The 17,867-nt window shown below is 68.6% G+C and carries 15 protein-coding genes; 13 read left to right on the top strand and 2 right to left on the bottom strand.

Annotated features, from left to right (window positions below; all coding sequences use genetic code 11):
* The first annotated feature begins 4 nt into the window (after positions 1–4).
* From ACIBG5_RS33835 to ACIBG5_RS33780, 12 genes are all read left to right on the top strand, one after another.
* Positions 5–886, top strand: a complete 882-nt coding sequence (locus ACIBG5_RS33835) for a sugar phosphate isomerase/epimerase family protein (protein ID WP_396395589.1) — start codon at positions 5–7, stop codon at positions 884–886.
* Positions 887–923: 37 nt separating this feature from the next.
* Positions 924–1,865 carry a 5-dehydro-2-deoxygluconokinase gene (gene iolC / locus ACIBG5_RS33830; protein ID WP_360445371.1) on the top strand — a complete coding sequence of 314 codons (942 nt, stop codon included), beginning with the start codon at positions 924–926 and terminating at the stop codon, positions 1,863–1,865.
* A 1,094-nt stretch (positions 1,866–2,959) separates the two neighbouring features.
* Complete coding sequence (locus ACIBG5_RS33825; RefSeq protein ID WP_396395588.1) at positions 2,960–3,835, top strand: deoxyribose-phosphate aldolase; 876 nt, start codon at positions 2,960–2,962, stop codon at positions 3,833–3,835.
* A 75-nt stretch (positions 3,836–3,910) separates the two neighbouring features.
* Complete coding sequence (gene iolB / locus ACIBG5_RS33820; protein ID WP_396395587.1) at positions 3,911–4,822, top strand: 5-deoxy-glucuronate isomerase; 912 nt, start codon at positions 3,911–3,913, stop codon at positions 4,820–4,822.
* Entirely contained in the window at positions 4,819–6,732 is a 1,914-nt protein-coding gene (gene iolD / locus ACIBG5_RS33815; protein ID WP_396395586.1) for a 3D-(3,5/4)-trihydroxycyclohexane-1,2-dione acylhydrolase (decyclizing), read from the top strand. The genes iolB and iolD overlap by 4 nt, the downstream gene beginning before the upstream one ends.
* A 1-nt stretch (position 6,733) precedes the next feature.
* The gene (locus ACIBG5_RS33810; RefSeq protein ID WP_396395585.1) at positions 6,734–7,627 is read left to right on the top strand and encodes a TIM barrel protein; all 894 of its coding nucleotides are present in this window, start codon (positions 6,734–6,736) and stop codon (positions 7,625–7,627) included.
* 81 nt (positions 7,628–7,708) lie between these two features.
* Complete coding sequence (locus ACIBG5_RS33805) at positions 7,709–8,704, top strand: substrate-binding domain-containing protein (protein ID WP_396395584.1); 996 nt, start codon at positions 7,709–7,711, stop codon at positions 8,702–8,704.
* Positions 8,705–8,713: 9 nt separating this feature from the next.
* Entirely contained in the window at positions 8,714–9,757 is a 1,044-nt protein-coding gene (locus ACIBG5_RS33800; RefSeq protein ID WP_396395583.1) for an ABC transporter permease, read from the top strand.
* Complete coding sequence (locus tag ACIBG5_RS33795; protein WP_396395582.1) at positions 9,754–10,647, top strand: ATP-binding cassette domain-containing protein; 894 nt, start codon at positions 9,754–9,756, stop codon at positions 10,645–10,647. The genes ACIBG5_RS33800 and ACIBG5_RS33795 overlap by 4 nt, the downstream gene beginning before the upstream one ends.
* Positions 10,644–11,651, top strand: a complete 1,008-nt coding sequence (locus ACIBG5_RS33790) for a Gfo/Idh/MocA family protein (RefSeq protein WP_396395581.1) — start codon at positions 10,644–10,646, stop codon at positions 11,649–11,651. Before ACIBG5_RS33795 ends, ACIBG5_RS33790 begins: the two co-directional genes overlap by 4 nt.
* A gap of 78 nt (positions 11,652–11,729) precedes the next feature.
* On the top strand, positions 11,730–13,232 hold the full coding sequence (locus ACIBG5_RS33785) for a CoA-acylating methylmalonate-semialdehyde dehydrogenase (protein ID WP_396395580.1): 1,503 nt from the start codon (positions 11,730–11,732) through the stop codon (positions 13,230–13,232).
* 568 nt (positions 13,233–13,800) lie between these two features.
* Positions 13,801–14,952 (top strand): hypothetical protein, encoded by a 1,152-nt coding sequence (locus tag ACIBG5_RS33780; RefSeq protein ID WP_396395579.1) that lies wholly within the window; start codon positions 13,801–13,803, stop codon positions 14,950–14,952.
* Here the strand turns inward: ACIBG5_RS33780 and ACIBG5_RS33775 are convergent.
* On the bottom strand, positions 14,949–15,830 hold the full coding sequence (locus tag ACIBG5_RS33775; RefSeq protein WP_396395578.1) for a LysR family transcriptional regulator: 882 nt from the start codon (positions 15,828–15,830) through the stop codon (positions 14,949–14,951). The genes ACIBG5_RS33780 and ACIBG5_RS33775 overlap by 4 nt on opposite strands.
* A gap of 77 nt (positions 15,831–15,907) precedes the next feature.
* Between ACIBG5_RS33775 and ACIBG5_RS33770 the strand changes: the two genes are divergently transcribed.
* Positions 15,908–16,606, top strand: a complete 699-nt coding sequence (locus ACIBG5_RS33770) for a hypothetical protein (RefSeq protein ID WP_396395577.1) — start codon at positions 15,908–15,910, stop codon at positions 16,604–16,606.
* Here ACIBG5_RS33770 and ACIBG5_RS33765 read toward each other — a convergent pair.
* Positions 16,603–17,604: a Gfo/Idh/MocA family protein gene (locus tag ACIBG5_RS33765; RefSeq protein WP_396395576.1), complete on the bottom strand. Its 1,002-nt coding sequence runs from the start codon at positions 17,602–17,604 to the stop codon at positions 16,603–16,605. The two genes, ACIBG5_RS33770 and ACIBG5_RS33765, sit on opposite strands and share 4 nt — an antisense overlap.
* Between the last annotated feature and the right edge of the window lie 263 nt (positions 17,605–17,867).

Raw genomic sequence — 17,867 nt, 5'->3', positions numbered from 1 at the left:
CTCGATGACTGATCTCGCTGCCCGGATCGCCGGCGCCCCGATCTCGTGGGGCGTCTGCGAGGTCCCGGGCTGGGGCTGGCAGTACGACGCGGAGGCGGTGCTGGCCGAGATGCGCGCCGTCGGCCTCGCCGCGACCGAGTTCGGCCCGATCGGATTCCTGCCGGACGACCCGGCCGACAAGGCGAAGACGCTCGCCGATGTGGGTCTGCGGGCGGTCGGCGGATTCGTCCCGGTCGTCCTGCACGATCCGTCGTACGACCCTGCTGGGGAGGTCACCACGGCGCTCGACGGTTTCGTGGCGGCCGGTGCGACCACACTGGTCCTCGCCGCCGCGACCGGCCAGGAGGGGTACGACGACCGACCGGTGCTGGATGAGGACGGTTGGGGCACGCTGCTCGCCAACCTGGACAAGCTGTCCGCGATGGCTGCGGACCGCGGCGTGCTGGCCACGATCCACCCGCACGTCGGCACCATGGTCGAGAACAACGACGACGTCGACCGCGTCCTGCGCGGGTCGTCGATCGGTCTCACTCTGGACACCGGCCACCTGCTGATCGGCGGCGTCGATCCGGTCGCGCTCACGCTCGGGCACACCGCCCGGATCAAGCACACCCACCTGAAGGACGTCGACGCCGGTTGGGCCGCGAAGGTCCAGGCCGGCGAGGTCACCTACACCGACGCCGTCCGGCAGGGCATGTACCGCCCGCTCGGCGCCGGTGACATCGACCTCAGCGCGATCATCAGCACGCTGGAGAAGGCGGGGTACGACGGTTGGTACGTGCTGGAGCAAGACACGATCCTGCCGGACCGGCCGATCGACGAGGGCCCGGTGGTCGACGTACGGGCGAGTATCGCGCATCTGCGCGGGATCGCGGAGGCCGTGTGATGACGTTGTTGACAGTCGATGACCTGGTGGCGGTGTGATGGCGGACGACGTACTGACGATCGGGCGGATCGGAGTGGACCTCTATCCGCTGCAGATCGGCACGCACCTGGAGGACGTCACGTCGTTCGGGAAGTTCCTGGGTGGCAGTGCGACGAACGTGGCGGTGGCCGCGGCGAAGCACGGGCGGAAGTCGGCGGTGATCAGCCGGACCGGCAACGACCCGTTCGGTACGTTCATCCATCGGACCCTGCTCGAGCTGGGGGTCGACGATCGGTACGTGACGCCGGTCGACGGGCTGCCGACGCCGATCACGTTCTGCGAGATCTTCCCGCCGGACAGTTTCCCCTTGTATTTCTACCGGTTCCCGAAGGCGCCGGATCTCGTGATCAACCCGTCGGAGCTCGACCTCGACGCGATCCGGGACGCGCGGATCTACTGGTCCACGGTGACCGGGCTGTCGGCTGAGCCGTCGCGGTCGGCACACTTCGCCGCCTGGGAAGCTCGCGGACGGCGGCCGATCACGGTGCTGGATCTCGACTACCGTCCGATGTTCTGGGCCGATCCGAGCGAGGCGCACGAGCAGGTCAGCCGGGCGCTCGAGTACTGCACGGTTGCTGTTGGCAACCGTGAGGAGTGTGAGGTCGCGGTCGGCGAGACGGATCCGGACAAGGCGGCGCAGGCGTTGCTGGATCGCGGTCTCGACCTCGCCGTCGTCAAGCAAGGGCCGAAGGGCACCCTGGCCCGGACCCGGGACGAGCGGGTCGAGGTCCCGCCGTACCCGGTCGAGGTCGTCAACGGCCTCGGCGCCGGCGACGGGTTCGGCGGCGCGTTGTGTCACGGCCTGCTGTCCGGCTGGCCTCTGGAGAAGATCATCCGTTTCGCCAACACGGCCGGCGCCATCGTCGCGTCCCGCCTCGAATGTTCGACTGCCATGCCCACCACCAAGGAAGTTCTCTCCCACATGGGTGATGAAGCATGACCCCTCCCGACCAGAACCCCGAGTCCCGCCGCCCCATCCCGATCCGCCGCCCCGACCCGGACAACGACCCCACAGTCCTCACCCCCACCCCCGACGGCCCATCCCTCGATGACCCCGCGGCCGCCCACCCGCGCCGCCATCGCCCCGACGACCCAACGGTCGCCCACCCACCCGGCGCCAACGACCCAACGGTCGCGGTGCCATCCGCACCGCCCGGCGTCAACGATCCAACCGTGGTCGCACAGGCTCCGGGCTACCCCGACGACCCAACCGTCGAGTCGTGGCCCGATTCAGCACCGTCCCACCCAGCCGCAGGACCCGCCGCTGGAGCCGCCGCGCCAGGCTGGGCGACACCACACGGTCAGGCAACACCACCGGGTCAGGTGGCACCCGGCGACATGACGCCACACGGTCAGGCAACACCACCGGGTCAGGTGGCACCCGGCGACGTGACGCCACACGGTCAGGCAACACCACCGGGTCAGGTGGCACCCGGCGACGTGACGCCACACGGTCCTGCCACGCCACAAAGTCCAGCCACGCCGAGAGGTCCGGGGCGTCACCATGCACCCCGCAGGGACGTTGGGCAGGAGGCTCCCGCCGCCGCGTGGCAACCGGCGACTCCGACCGGCCAACCGACCCCCACCAACCAGCCCACACCCACCGGCCCTCCCGCCGACGACCAGACGACCGCGATCGCCAACCTGGACTTCTCAGCCGCGCATCCGCCCCCGCAAGCAGCAGCGCAACCACCGTCGCAACCACCAGTGCAACCAGCGGGGCCAACGTCATTGCAAGGACCAGCGCAGCCATCGTCCCAACCATCAGGCCAACCGCCGTCGCAAGGATCCGAGCAAGCGCCGGCGCAGCAGCCGTGGAAAGGATCGGAGCAACCGCCGTCGCAAACCTCGGAGCAGCAGTCGTGGCAGGGATCGGAGCAACCGCCGGAGCAGCAGTCGTGGCAGGGATCGGAGCAGCCGCCGGAGCAGCAGTCGTGGCAAGGGTCGGCGCAGGCGCCGTCGCAGCCTGCGGTGCAGCTGCCGTCTCAGCCGCCGGCGTATGGGTCTGGGGCTGGGCAGGGGTATGGGGCTCGGTTGGCTGAGCTGACTGAGATTCGGGTCCGCCACCCTGAGCGGGTTGCGGACGCGTGGCAGCGGCGCCGGACCCGTGAACTCGTCGGTGAGGACGGCCGCCTGCTCATCGTGGCCGCCGACCACCCCGCCCGTGGAGCCCTCGGCGTACGTGACGACCGCCTCGCAATGGCCAGCCGTCCCGGCCTGATCGACCGCCTGATCACAGCACTCGAGCGCCCCGGCGTCGACGGCGTCCTCGCAACCCCGGACGTCCTCGAGGACCTCCTCCTGCTCGGCGCGCTCGAGGGCAAGGTCGTCATCGGCTCGATGAACCGCGGCGGCCTCCAGGGTTCGGCGTTCGAACTCGACGACCGCTTCACCGCGTACGCAACAGCGGCCGACATCGCCTCCCGTCGCCTCGACGGCGGCAAGATGCTGACCCGGATCGACCTCGGTGACCCCGGCACCGTGGCCACGCTCGAAGCCAGCGCAAAGGCGGTCACCGAGCTCGCCGAGCACAAGTTGATGGCGATGGTCGAGCCGTTCTGGTCCACCCGCCGCGACGGCCGCGTCACCAACGTCCTCGACGCCGACTCGGTCATCAAGTCGGTGAACATCGCCGCCGGCCTGGGCGCCACCAGCGCGTACACCTGGCTCAAGCTCCCGGTCGTCGACGACCTGGACCGAGTCATGGACGCGACCACGCTTCCGACACTGCTCCTCGGCGGCGACCCGACAGTCGCTCCCGAAGAGACGTACGCGTCCTGGGGTAAGGCCATGAGCCTCCCATCGGTCCGCGGCCTCGTCGTCGGGCGCGCGCTCCTCTTCCCGCCCGATGGCAACGTCGCGTACGCCGTCGATCACGCCGCAGCCCTGGTACACGGAGGTGCCGCATGACCGAGCAGCGCGAGGGAATCGAAAACACAGCCCGACTTGTGCCTCATGGGCGCCCGGAGCGAAGCGAGGACGTCCATGAGTAGGTGGTTCCGGCCGGCTGGATCCACGTCCCGCAAGGGATTCGACGTGGCCGTCACCCCAGGGGAGAAGGACTGGGAGCACAGCGGCCTGTACGTCGCGACCCTGCGCCCCGGGCAGTCCGTCGAGATCGACACCGGCGATTGCGAGTACCTCGTCCTCCCGCTGCGCGGATCAGCCGAGGTGATCGTCGACGGCGAGACTCTTCCACTCGGCGGCCGCGCCGACGTGTTCGCCGGCCCGACCGACTTCGCGTACGTCCCGCGCGGCTCCACCCTCGCCGTCACCAGCGCGGGTGGCGCCCGCATCGCCCTCCCACACGCGAAGGCCGCGAACGACTACCCGTACCGCCGGATCGGCGTCGAGCAGGTGGAGACCGAGCTGCGCGGAGCGGGCGTCGCCTCCCGCCAGGTCCGCAACTTCGGTACGCCGGCCGTCCTCGAGGCCGACTCGATCATCGCCTGCGAGGTTCTCACCCCGGCAGGGAACTGGTCGTCGTACCCGCCGCACAAGCACGACGAGCACAAGCCTGGCAAGGAGAGCGTCCTCGAGGAGATCTACTACTTCGAGCTCCAGCTCTCCGACGCTGCCCCGGAAGGTGTCAAGGGCAACGACCCGATCGGTTACCAGCGGGTCTACGGCACCGAGGACCGCCCCATCGACGTCCTCGCGGAGGTCCGCGACGGGGATGTGGTGCTGGTGCCTCACGGTTGGCATGGTCCGGCGATGGCGCCTCCTGGTTACGACATGTACTACCTGAATGTGATGGCCGGCCCCGGAACCGAACGTCAGTGGCTGATCACCGACGACCCCAACCACGGCTGGGTCCGCGACCTGTGGGCCACCCAGCAGATCGACCCGCGCCTGCCTTTCGATGCAGCAGAGCCTTTCGGAGGAGAGAAGTCATGACGGTGCGTCTCACGGTCGCGCAGGCGTTGGTGCGATTCCTGAGCGTCCAGTACTCGGAGCGTGACGGCGAGCGGCAGCGCCTGTTCGCCGGGTGTCTGGGCATCTTCGGACACGGCAACGTGGCCGGCGTCGGCCAGGCGTTGTTGCAGGCCGAGCTCGAGGACCCGGCGGCGCTGCCGTACATCCTGGCCCGCAACGAGCAGGCGATGGTGCACACCGCGTCCGCCTTCGCCCGCACCCGTGACCGGCTCCAGACCTATGCCTGCACGGCAAGCATCGGCCCGGGCTCGACCAACATGGTGACCGGCGCGGCCCTCGCCACGGTGAACCGGTTGCCGGTACTCATCCTCCCTTCCGACGTGTTCGCAACCCGGGTGGCGACCCCCGTGCTGCAGGAGTTGGAGAGCTTCGGCGCCGGCGACGTCTCCGTCAACGACGCGTTCCGCCCGGTGTCGAAGTACTTCGACCGCATCTGGCGCCCCGAGCAACTGCCGTCGGCACTGCTGAACGCCATGCGGGTGCTGACCGACCCGGTCGAGACCGGCGCGGTCACACTGGCCCTGCCACAGGACGTCCAGGCCGAGGCCTACGACTGGCCGGACGAGCTTTTCACCGAGCGCACCTGGTACGTCGCCAGACCATTGCCCGAGGCATCAATTGTCGACAAAGCGGTAGATCTCCTACGGGCCGCGAAGGCGCCGCTGGTCGTCGCCGGTGGTGGCGTGCACTACTCCGGCGCCGAGGACGCACTGCGCCGGTTCGCCGAGGCCACCGGCGTACCCGTCTCGGAAACCCAAGCAGGCAAGGGATCTCTGCGCTACGACCACCCGCAGTCGGTGGGCGCGGTCGGCTCGACCGGGACCACGGCAGCCAACGCCCTGGCTTGTGAGGCTGACCTGGTGATCGGTATCGGCACGCGCTACAGCGACTTCACGACGGCCTCGCGGACCGCCTTCCAGAACCCGGATGTGCGGTTCGTCAACATCAATGTCGCGCGCTTCGACGGTGGCAAGCATGCCGGCCTTCCTCTCGTCGCGGACGCCCGGGAAGCCCTTGTTTCCTTGACGTCTGCGCTCGGTGACTGGTCTGTGAGCGACCAGTACAGATCGTCGGCGGCCACTCTCGCAACCCGGTGGGACGAGATTGTGGATAACACCTACAACCCACCCGCGGAGGTGACGTCGAAACTCGCCGTCGGCGTCCTGACCCAGGGCGAGGTGCTCGGTGCCGTCAACGAATTGTCGGCGGCGTCTGATGTGGTGGTTTGCGCAGCCGGGTCGATGCCCGGCGAGCTGCACAAACTGTGGCGGACGCGCGACCCGAAGGGATACCACGTCGAATATGGCTACTCCTGCATGGGATACGAGATCGCCGGCGGCATCGGGGTCCGGCTCGGCGCGCCGGATCGCGATGTCTTCGTCCTGGTCGGCGACGGGTCGTACCTGATGATGTCGAGCGAGCTCGTCACCGCCGTCCAGGAGAACGTGAAGATCATCGTCGTCCTGGTTCAGAACCACGGCTTCGCCTCGATCGGCGCCCTGTCGGAGTCGCTCGGTTCGCAGCGGTTCGGGACGGCGTACCGCAGGCGCAGCGGCGACGGGCGGCTGGACGGGGACTATTTGCCGGTGGACCTCGCGGCCAACGTTCGCAGCCTGGGCGTCGACGTGATCGAGGTGCACGACCGCTCCGAGCTGGAGAAGGCGATCGGTACGGCGAAGGCTGCCGGCGGCCCGATCGCGATCCACGTCACGACCGATCCGTTGATCGGTGGGCCGGACAGCGAGTCCTGGTGGGACGTCCCGGTCAGCGAGGTGTCCGCGCTCCAGTCCACCCAGGCCGCATCCGCGCAGTACGAGGAGAGCAAGAAGTCCCAGCGGTTGTACGTCGCTCCGGTCGAGGGAGACAGCTGACATGGGCACGCTGAGCATCGGTACGGCGCCGGACTCGTGGGGAGTCTGGTACGCCGACGATCCGCACCAGACCCCGTGGACGCGGTTCCTCGACGAGGTGGTGGCAGCCGGCTACCTCCGGATCGAGCTCGGACCGTACGGCTACCTGCCGACCGATCCAGTCCGCCTCAAGGACGAGCTGGACCAGCGCGGACTGACGATCACTGCCGGCACAACCTTCGAGCAACTGCACCGGCCGCAGGGGTGGGAGGCGACCTGGCGCGACGTTGCGAAGACCGCCGAGTTGACGGCCGCGATGGGCGCCAAGCATCTGGTCGTGATGCCGTCGATGTGGCGTGGCGACAAGGGCGAGATCGTCGAGGACCGGCTCGACCACGAAGGTCAGGCACGGCACGGCCGGCAGGTGACCGAGCTGGGCCGCCGGCTGGCCGAGGAGTTCGGTCTGCAGACGCAGTACCACCCACATGCGGACGGGCATGTGGACACGCAGGACACCGTCGAGCGCTTCCTCGAGGAGACCGACGGCGACTACGTGAACCTGTGCCTCGACACCGGCCACATCAGCTACTGCGGCGGTGACAACCTCGAGCTGATCCGCAAGTACCCCGACCGGATCGGGTACGTCCACCTGAAGCAGGTGGATCCGAAGGTCCTGGCCGAGGTCGAGGCCGAGGGGCTCAGTGTCGACGAAGCCGTCCGGCGCGGCGTGATGTGCGAGCCGCCGAACGGCGTACCCGAGCTACCGCCGGTGCTGGATGCGTTGGCTGCGCTCGGCAGTGACCTGTTCGCGATCGTCGAGCAGGACATGTTCCCCTGCCCACCCGACGTGCCGCTTCCGATCGCGGAGCGCACGTTGGCCTATCTGAGATCCCACGGGGGTGGCGAATCGAGGTGACGGCCAGCAGAGTGTGAAACTCTCTGGTCCCACGCAACTCCGCGGAGTGGCCGCGGCTCGTCTGAAAGGCTGGTTGGACTCATGATTCGGTGGCAGAAGAAAGCGGTGGCCGCGAGCGCGGTGATCGCACTGGCGACAGCGCTGGCGGCCTGCAGTTCCTCCGGGGGCAAGCAGGAGGAGCAGAACTCCGGCGGCAGCGGCGGGAACGTCGCGGACACGCCGCGGATGAAGGTCGCGCTGATCACCCACTCGGGTCCCGGCGACACCTTCTGGGACATTGTCCGGCGCGGTGCCGAGGCGGCCGCGAAGAAGGACAACATCGAGCTGCAGTACTCCGCCGACCCGGACGGGGCAGCGCAGGCCAACCTGGTGCAGACCGCGATCGACTCGAAGGTCGACGGCATCGCGGTCACGCTGAACAAGCCGGACGCGGTCATCCCGAACGTCAAGAAGGCGATCGCGGCCGGCATCCCGGTGTCGGTCCTCAACGGCGGCCTGGACTCCTGGAAGACGACCGGCGCGGTCGGATACTTCGGCCAGGACGAGCGGATCGCCGGCCAGGCGACCGGTGACAAGCTCAAGCAGCTCGGCGCGAAGAAGGTCCTCTGTGTCATCCACGAGCAGGGCAACGTCAGTCTGGAGGCCCGCTGCCAGGGCATCAAGGACAAGTTCGGCAATGTCGAGAACGTGAACGTCAACGGCACCGACCAGCCGGGCACGCAGGCGACGCTGACCTCGAAGCTGCAGCAGGACAAGACCGCCGACTACGTGGTCGCGCTGAACGCCGGAATCGCACTGACCGCGGTGACCGCGGCCAAGGACGCCGGTTCGGCGGCCAAGATCGGCAGCTTCGACATGAGCAAGGAGATGGTGGCGGCGGTCAAGGACGGCAGGGTGCAGTTCGCCGTGGACCAGCAGCCGTACCTGCAGGGCTACCTGGCGATCGACTCGATCTGGCTCTACAAGACCAACGGGAACACCATCGGCGGTGGCGAGGCGACGCTGACCGGACCGGCCTTCATCGACCAGTCGAACATCGCGACGGTGGAGAAGTTCGCCACGGCCGGGACGCGCTGAGGTAGCGCCATGGCATCGACCATCACCACCGTGCCGGCGGACGACCGCGTCTCCGCCCGGTCCATCGGTGCCCGGCTGCTCAGCCGGCCCGAGATCGGATCGCTCGTCGGCGCGGCCGTCATCCTGGTGTTCTTCCTGATCGCCGCACCGCCGTTCCGTGACATCAACAACACGGGCACGATCCTGTACCAGGCCGCACTGATCGGTGTGATGGCGGTGCCGGTCTCGCTGCTGATGATCGGCGGCGAGTTCGACCTCTCGGCCGGTGTCGCGGTGACGACGGCCGGCCTGACCGCGGGCATCATCGCCTACCAGCTCAGCGTGAACGTCTGGGTCGGCATCGTGATCGCGCTGGCCCTGTCGCTGGCGATCGGCTTGTTCAACGGCTGGCTGCTGATGCGGACCGGGCTGCCCAGCTTCCTGGTGACACTGGGCACGTTCTTCATCCTGCAGGGCCTGAACATCGCGGTCACCCGGCTGACGTCGGGCGCGGTCGCGTCCAACTCGATCAGCGACATGGACGGGTTCAGCACCGCGAAGGCGATCTTCGCGTCGGAGTTCAAGGTGGGCGGGGTCACGATCAAGATCATCGTCGTCTGGTGGATCGCGTTCGTCGCCGTCGCCGCGTGGGTGCTGCAACGCACGCAGATCGGCAACTGGATCTTCGCCGTCGGTGGCGACGCCGCGGCGGCCCGCGCGGTCGGTGTCCCGGTGACGAAGGTGAAGATCGGCCTGTTCATGGCGGTGGGATTCTTCGCCTGGTTCACCGGCATGCAGTTGCTGTTCGTGCAGAACGGCGTGGTGCAGTCCGGCGAAGGTGTCGGCAAGGAGTTCCTCTACATCATCGCGGCGGTCGTCGGCGGCTGCCTGCTCACCGGCGGCTACGGCTCCGTGATCGGCGGGGCGATCGGCGCGCTGATCTTCAGCATGGTTCAGCTGGGGGTTGTGTACGCCGGGTGGAATCCCGACTGGTTCAAGGCGTTCCTCGGCGCGATGTTGCTGTTGGCCACCATTGTCAACCTCGTCGTCAAGAGGCAGGCGGAGGCACGATGACCACTACGAGGAGCGTCGATTCCGACGCGGTCACCCACCCGACCACGCCGATCGTCGAGCTGCACGACGTTGGCAAGAGCTACGGCAACATCGACGCATTGCGGGGCGTGTCGCTGTCGGTCCGGCAGGGCGAGATCACCTGCGTGCTGGGCGACAACGGTGCGGGCAAGTCGACGCTGATCAAGATCGTCGCCGGCCTGCACGACTACACCGCCGGGACGATGGTGGTGAACGGCGAGGAGCGGCATTTCTCCTCGCCGCGGGAGTCACTGGACAGCGGCATCGCCACCGTCTACCAAGACCTGGCGCTGGCGCCGCTGATGTCGGTCTGGCGGAACTTCTTCCTCGGCAACGAGATCACCAGAGGTCCGTTCCGCCAGCTGGAGGCGGCGCGGATGAAGCGGATCGCGAGCGAGGAGCTGACCAAGATGGGGATCTCGATCCCCAACCTGGAGCAGCCGGTGGGCAAGCTGTCGGGTGGCCAGCGCCAGTGCGTCGCGATCGCGCGCGCGATCCACTTCGGCGCGAAGGTGCTGATCCTGGACGAGCCGACCGCGGCGCTCGGCGTGAACCAGTCCGGCGTGGTGCTGAAGTACATCGTCAGGGCACGCGATGCGGGGCTCGGGGTCATCTTCATCACCCACAACCCGCACCACGCGTACCTGGTCGGCAACCACTTCGTCATCCTGAAGCTCGGCCGGGTCGCGCTCGACACGCACCGGGCCGACATCACGCTCGGGCAGTTGACCACCGAGATGGCAGGCGGTTCCGAGCTCGAGGCGCTCAGTCACGAACTGCGCGACGCCAATCCCGAGGCGGTTGTCGACCAGTCGGGTCCCAGACCGGTTGACACGCCTACGGACAATGAGGAGGAGAGGGAGGGGCCATGACCGATCTCCGGGTCGGCATCGTCGGCGTCGGAGTGATGGGCGGCGACCACGCCGAGCGGGTCGCACGCCGTACCGCCGGCGCGCGCTTGGTCGCTGTCGCCGACCCCGACATCGCCCGCGCCGAGGCACTCGCGAAGAGTCTCGATGTCCGGGTGGTCGAGGATCCGCTCGATCTGATCGCGGCGGACGACGTGGACGCGGTGATCCTGGCGTCGCCCGGGTTCGCCCACGCGGAGCAACTGCTCGCGTGCCTGGAGCACCGCAAGCCGGTGCTGTGCGAGAAGCCGCTGACGATGGACGCGGCGTCGTCGCTCCAGGTGGTCGAGGCGGAGCACAAGGTCGGCCGGCCGCTCATCCAGGTCGGCTTCATGCGCCGCTTCGATCCGGAGTACGCCGCCTTGAAGGAGCTGCTCGACTCCGGGGAGCTGGGCCGGACGCTGATGCTGCACAACGTGCATCGGAACAAGTCGGCCCCGGTGACGTTCCGCAGCGAGATGATCGTGCGGGACTCGATGGTGCACGAGGTGGACATCGCGCGCTGGTTGTTGGGTGACGAGATCACCCGGATCACCGTGCACGCCCCGAAGCCCAGCGGCCTCGTCGGCGACGGCGTACTCGATCCGCAGCTGGCCGTGTTCGAGTTGGCCAACGGAGCGATGGCCGACGTCGAGGTGTTCGTGAACTTCCAGGTCGGGTACGAGGTGCGGTGTGAGGCCGTGGCTGAACGCGGTAGCGCGACCATCGGGCTCGGGTCCGGCGTGTTCACCCGCGCCGGTGGCCAGTGGGGCGGTGCGATGCCGTCCGACTTCCGGGTTCGCTTCGAGCGTGCGTACGACATCGAAGTGCAACGCTGGGTCGAGGCCGCTGCCCGCGGTGCGATCGACGGACCGAGCGCTTGGGACGGTTATGCGGCGGTCGCGGTCTGCGAAGCCGGCATCGAGTCACTCACCTCCGGCCGCCCCGTCGATGTCGACCTGGCCGACCGCCGGAAAGTCCTCGGATGAACCGCCGAACGACCCTCCGCAAGGCCTCGGATGAAGAGCCTGTCGTCAACCTGTCACCCCATGCAGTAAGGAAGCATCGTGAGTACTGAGATCAAGCGCATCACCCACCTGGTCGGCGGCAACTCCTGGACCGGCGTCGCCGAGCGGACCAGCAAGGTCTACAACCCGGCGACCGGCCAGGTCACCGGCGAGCTCGACCTGGCCTCGGCCGCCACCGTCGACGAGGTGGTGAAGGTCGCCCACGAGGCATCCCGAGCCTGGGGCCAGACGTCGCTGACCAAGCGGACCCAGGTGCTGTTCGCGTACCGCGAGCTGGTGAACGAGCGTAAGGACCAGATCGCCGCGCTGATCACCGCCGAGCACGGCAAGGTGCTGTCCGACGCGGTCGGCGAGGTGACCCGCGGCCTGGAGGTGATCGAGTTCGCCTGCGGGATCCCGCACCTGCTCAAGGGCGGCTTCAGCGAGGGCGTCTCGACCAAGGTCGACGTGTACTCGATCCGTCAGCCGCTCGGCGTCAGCGCGGTCATCTCGCCGTTCAACTTCCCGGCCATGGTGCCGATGTGGTTCGTCCCGATCGCGGTTGCCTGCGGCAACAGTGTGGTGATCAAGCCGTCCGAGAAGGACCCGTCCGCGGCGAACGCGATGGCCGAGCTGTGGAAGGAGGCCGGACTGCCCGACGGCGTGGTGAACGTTCTGCACGGCGACAAGGAGGCCGTCGACCGGCTGCTCGAGCACCCCGACATCAAGTCGGTGTCGTTCGTCGGTTCGACCCCGATCGCGAAGTACGTGTACGAGAACGGCACCAGGAACGGCAAGCGGGTGCAGGCGCTCGGCGGTGCGAAGAACCACATGATCGTGCTGCCCGACGCCGACCTCGACCTGGCCGCCGACGCCGCGGTGAACGCCGGCTTCGGCTCGGCGGGTGAGCGCTGTATGGCGATCTCCGCGCTGGTCGCGGTCGAGCCGATCGCCGACGAACTGATCGGCAAGATCAAGGACCGGATGGCCAAGCTGACGACCGGGGACGGCACGCGGGGGTGCGACATGGGCCCGCTCGTCACCGGTCCGCACCGCGACAAGGTCGTCGGGTACGTCGCGGCCGGTGTCGAGGAGGGCGCTGAGCTCACCGTCGACGGGCGCAATGGTGACGTCGACGGCGCCGCCGAGGGCTTCTGGCTGGCCCCGACGCTGTTCGACAAGGTCACCCCGGAGATGTCGATCTACACCGACGAGATCTTCGGCCCGGTGCTGTCGGTGGTCCGCGTTGCGTCGTACGACGCTGCGCTCGACCTGGTGAACTCGAATCCGTACGGCAACGGGACGGCGATCTTCACCAACGACGGTGGCGCGGCTCGGCGGTTCCAGAACGAGGTCGAGGTCGGGATGGTCGGCGTCAACGTCCCGATCCCGGTGCCGATGGCGTACTACTCGTTCGGCGGCTGGAAGAACTCGCTGTTCGGCGACACCCACGCGCACGGGATGGACGGTGTCCACTTCTTCACCCGGACGAAGGTCGTCACGTCGCGCTGGCTCGACCCGAGCCACGGCGGGATCAACCTGGGCTTCCCCACTCACGACTGAAGGCAGGGCTGTCGCCTGGGTGTAGCGTCGAAGGCAACCCCCGGGGCATGAGGAGTACCGCGGCGTACGAAGGCCGGTCGGCCCGTCCGAAGTCAGCGAACACCAAGCCCCGGAGTGCGTCATGTCGAAGAACAAAGGCGGACGTGAAGTCCGCAAACCCAAACAGCCCAAGCAGCCGAAACCCAACCCGAGCGACGGCGCGATCATCCCGCCGACGAAGCAGGGCAGGAAGTAACCGCCGAACCCGGTAGCACGGTTTCGCACCGCGTCCTGCGTGGCTAACGATCCCTCGGCCCCGGCCACACCCGGGCCCGAGGGGCCCGGCCGGGGTGGCTTGGCGCGGTGGTGGTCCGGGGTTGAGCTGGCAGGCGGTCCGGGGTGGCTGGTGCGGGAGGGTGATTGTTGGGCGTTGACCTGGGGGTTGGGGTTGGGTAGCGTCTTGGGGGCGTTGTGGGGACGCGTCGAGACTCGCCGGAAGGCTGGAAGCCACCTCACCTTATCAATGGATTGAGCGCAGTTGTGACGCTCTCTTGTAGCCCGTGCGAGTCCGGGAACGAGAGGACGCGTTGTGAGACTGCTGCCTGACAAGCCGAGCATGGAGTTCCTGCGAAAGCAGGCCAAAGACCTCCTGGTCGCGTTGCGTGAAACCACCCCCGGATCGTCGCTCGCAGATGCGCAGCGGACGCTGGCGGGTGAGTACGGGATGCACGACTGGCCCACGCTGAAAGCCGAAGTCGACCGGCGGAACGCGGACGCCCCCGTCGCACCCGACGGTCTGGCCGACGAAATCGCCGCCGCCTTCGGGCTCGGACGTGTCACCGAGCCGGCCACGCCGGTTTCGTTCACGCCGATGGGACGGTCTTGGGACCTGACGACCGACCAAGGCCGCTGGCTGGCCGGCGCGGTCTACCCGTGGATCACACCCGAACAGGCCGAGATCGGTGCCCGGCTCCGCGACGCGGCCGTGATCGCCGGCGTCGCCGCACCGGTCGCCGTACGGAGTCCGAAGGGACAGCTGATCGAGCGGGTCCGCGACGAGGGTTGGCGCGTGCACGAGTGGCTCGAGGTCGGACCGCCGCCGGTGACGCCGGTCTCGTCAGCGGTGGCGCGGCGGATCGGTACGGCGTACGCGATCCTGCACGGACTGGCGATCCCGAGCGAGGCACCGATCAACCCGTACCTGACCTGGCGAAGCGGGGAGGCCGAGTGGCACCAGCTCGTCGACCGCGCCCGCGCCGCCGGCAAGCCGTGGGCGGGGCAGCTCGAAGCCCTGCTGCCGGAGGTGTTCGAGCTGCACAAGATCGATGCCGACTTCACCGATCAGGAGCTCATCCTCTGCAACAGCAACCTGATCCCGTCGTACGTCCGGCAAGGCCGCAGCGGCGAGCTCGTCGTCACCGAGTGGGACTTCACCGGATCTTTGACGCCGGAGTTCGAGGTCGCCGGCGCGCTGACCCACTGGGGCATGCGGCCGAAGACCAACCACAAGGCGATCGTGGCGTTCCGGGAGGGGTATCTGGAACGGGGTGAGTGGCCCAAGCTCGAGCTGGCCTCGTTCACCCTCGCCGTGACCGCCTGGCTCAACTGGACCTACAACGCGATCTGCGAAGCCATCGACCCGGAGAACGACGAGCGCGCCGAGTTCGCCGAACGTGAAGCGCTCGGTCTCCTCCAGTGGCCGATGACGCGGGCCAGGCTGGAGGACATCCTCGGCGCTTAGCCGCCCGACAGGACAGCGGTCAGCGCCGCGGCGGACGGTTCCGAGGTGTGGCCGTGGAGCAGCTCGGTGCGGTGGAGCAGGCGGGGCGCCGTCAGCGGTACGGCGGCCACCTCGGAACCTGTTGCTGACAAGGGAAGTACGGCCAGGCCGTGACCGGCCGCGATCAGGGCCAGCAGGCTGGCGACATCCGTGCCGGAGTAGGTGAGCGCCGGCCGGATGCCGTCGGTCTCGGTGGCGGCGCGGAGATCGGCGAGCGGTGCCGCGACATCGGGCGCATCGATCCAGCGGGCGTCGACGAGGTCGTGGAGGCTGATCCTGCGGCGGCCGGCCAACGGGTGATCCTTGGCGAGGGCAACGACCAGGTCATCGTGCGACACCGCGGTGGTGCGCAGCGATCCGACGCCGAACAGACGGAGCGGGTCGCTGGGCGCCGCCACTCCGTCGACCAGTCCCAGGTGGTACTCGCCCGCTGCCACTCCCTCCGCCACCGCTTCGCGGCCGCACACGGTCAGGACGACCGCAGTCCCCGCGCGAGCTCGTCGTACCTCGGTCAGGGCGTTCGCCAGCCGGCCGTCGGCTGCGGCGAGCGGGGAGGCCGCGATGGAGAGCGTGCCGGGCGGATCGCCGAGGGCGCGGTGGACATCAGCACGAGCGGCGTCGAGGCGGAGGAGGATGGCGCCGGCGTGTTCGAGCAGGCGCTCGCCCGGGACTGTCGGGACCACGGGCCGTCGGCGGAGGAGCGGCGTACCGAGGTCGTGTTCGAGCGCGGCGATGTGCTGGGACACCGCGGACTGCGTGTAGCCGAGACGTTCCGCGGCGGCGGAGAAGGAGCCGCACTCGGCGACGGCCACGAACGTGCGCAGCAGGTGTGGATCCACACGGATCAGTATCGCTTATGCCCAGTGCAGAGATCATCGTTGGCGCTGATGCTGGCGGGACGCCCAGGATGGTGACCATGAACGCCTACGCCGGACGCATCGCCCTGGTCGCCGATCGCTCGCCGCACGTCCGCTCGCATGCGCGGGTGCCCGGTCTGCTGGACCGGTTGAAGGAACGCGACAATCTGGACCTCGACGTGTACTGGGTACCGACCGAGGAGGCCGACGAGTCGCTCAAGGGGTTCGACGGCATCTGGCTGCTGCCGGGTAGCCCGTACAAGGACGAGGCCGGCGCGGTCACGGCGGTCCAGATCGCCCGGGAGAACAGGATCCCGTTCTTCGGCACCTGTGGCGGGTTCCAGCACGCGATGCTCGAGTTCGCCCGCAACGTCTGCGGTCTGTCGGGCGTGCAGCACGGCGAGAGCAACCCGGCGGCGGACGATCTGCTCATCGTCGCGCTGGAGTGCTCACTCGACGGTCACGAGGGTCCTGTCCAGGTGACGCCGGGCACTCGCGCGGCCGACCTACTGGGCGTCGAGCGGTCGATGGAGCGGTACCACTGCTCCTACGGCCTCGACTCCGCCCGCCTCGACGTACTGCGGGACCACGGCATGGTCTTCAGCGGGTACGACGACACCGGCGATCCGCGCGTCGCGGAGTTGCCCGATCACCCCTTCTACCTGGCCACGCTGTTCCAGCCGGAGCTGGCGGGCGACGGCACTCGACCGCATCCACTGATCGAGGCCTTCGCCCACGCAGCCGCCGGGAAGAACTAGAGCGTGGTGGTCGGACGAGGCTCGAGGCCGGCCGTCCGGTAGCACTCGTCGATCAGCGTCATCGTCGCGACCGCGTCGTCCGCGTCGATCGGTAGCGGTGCACCGTTGCGGATGCGAGCCGTGAACGCCTCCAGCTGATAGGCGTACGACGACTTGCGGCCGAGCTGCTCGACCCAGTGGTCCTCCTTGGTGGTGACGATCACCCGGTCGTCCAGATGCGGCAGCACGAAGCTGGGCGCGAACGCCTCACCGCGGGTGCCGACGATCCTGCAGCTGAAGTCGAGCGTCTCCGCCGCCATGCTCGTCCGCACTGATCCGGTCGCGCCGTTCGGGAACTCGAGGTCGGCGTTCAGCCACTCGTCGACACCGGGCAGCCGCTTTCGCTCACCCGCTCGCGCACTGACCAGTCTGGGTGCTCCACCGGCCCAGGGCGCGACCATGCGCTGGGCGTGCAGGGCGTAGCAGCCGACGTCCATGACTGCGCCGCCGGCCAGCGGCAGCGACCAGCGCGGGTCGTCCTCCGGCGGCGGTGGCATCACCATGGTCGTCTCGACGTGTTGCAGGTCGCCCAGCTCACCCTTGGCGAGCAGCTCGTGCAGCCGCCGGGTCACCGGGTGGAAGACGTAGTGGAAGCCCTCCATCAGCACCACACCGCGTTCCGCGGCAGCGTCGCGCACCGCCGCTGCCTCGGTCGCGTTGCTGGCCGACGGCTTCTCCGTGAGCACATGTTTGCCCGCGGCAATCGCCTTCAGGTTCCAGGGACCGTGCAACGAGTTCGCCAGCGGGTTGTAGATCGCTTCCACCTCGGGATCGGCGATCACGTCGTCGTACGACACGTGCACCTTCTCGACCCCGTGCTCCGCCGCGAACGCCTCGGCCCGGTCCCTGTCCCGCGCGGCGACGGCCACCAGTCGCGCCCCGCTCGAGCGCGCCGGTTCGGCGATCGCCCTCCCCGCGATCCGGGCAGCACCAAGGATCCCGATACGCAGCGGTTCCATGTTTCTCCTCATCGTCAGCGGTACGGCGGGTGCGGCACGACCGTGCCGGCGAATTCGACACCGAAGATGTCATCCTCCCGCACGCCCCCACCACCAAACATCCGTGGCCCGCCATCCGGACCCGACCCCCAGCCCTCAGCGTAAGAGCCTCCCGCTCCACCGCTCCGCTGCCGCGCCCCCCGGATCTTGCCCTTCACCTACCGGCCGCACGGCGTTCATCCGGGTCGCTGAGGTGATTCGGTAACGGAGCGATCTGATCAAAT

The sequence above is a fragment of the Kribbella sp. NPDC050241 genome (genome assembly GCF_044459685.1).
Taxonomy (GTDB): domain Bacteria; phylum Actinomycetota; class Actinomycetes; order Propionibacteriales; family Kribbellaceae; genus Kribbella.
The sequence above is the reverse complement of the archived record's forward strand: the minus strand, read 5'-3'. Positions and strand labels throughout refer to the sequence as shown.

Excerpts from the sequence above, each read along its gene's own strand:
- ACIBG5_RS33835 (WP_396395589.1), top strand. The coding sequence starts at position 5 with ATGACTGATCTCGCTGCCCGGATCGCCGGCGCCCCGATCTCGTGGGGC.
- iolC (WP_360445371.1), top strand. The coding sequence starts at position 924 with ATGGCGGACGACGTACTGACGATCGGGCGGATCGGAGTGGACCTCTAT.
- iolB (WP_396395587.1), top strand. The coding sequence starts at position 3,911 with ATGAGTAGGTGGTTCCGGCCGGCTGGATCCACGTCCCGCAAGGGATTC.
- iolD (WP_396395586.1), top strand. The coding sequence starts at position 4,819 with ATGACGGTGCGTCTCACGGTCGCGCAGGCGTTGGTGCGATTCCTGAGC.
- ACIBG5_RS33810 (WP_396395585.1), top strand. The coding sequence starts at position 6,734 with ATGGGCACGCTGAGCATCGGTACGGCGCCGGACTCGTGGGGAGTCTGG.
- ACIBG5_RS33805 (WP_396395584.1), top strand. The coding sequence starts at position 7,709 with ATGATTCGGTGGCAGAAGAAAGCGGTGGCCGCGAGCGCGGTGATCGCA.
- ACIBG5_RS33800 (WP_396395583.1), top strand. The coding sequence starts at position 8,714 with ATGGCATCGACCATCACCACCGTGCCGGCGGACGACCGCGTCTCCGCC.
- ACIBG5_RS33795 (WP_396395582.1), top strand. The coding sequence starts at position 9,754 with ATGACCACTACGAGGAGCGTCGATTCCGACGCGGTCACCCACCCGACC.
- ACIBG5_RS33790 (WP_396395581.1), top strand. The coding sequence starts at position 10,644 with ATGACCGATCTCCGGGTCGGCATCGTCGGCGTCGGAGTGATGGGCGGC.
- ACIBG5_RS33770 (WP_396395577.1), top strand. The coding sequence starts at position 15,908 with ATGAACGCCTACGCCGGACGCATCGCCCTGGTCGCCGATCGCTCGCCG.
- ACIBG5_RS33765 (WP_396395576.1), bottom strand. The coding sequence starts at position 17,604 with ATGGAACCGCTGCGTATCGGGATCCTTGGTGCTGCCCGGATCGCGGGG.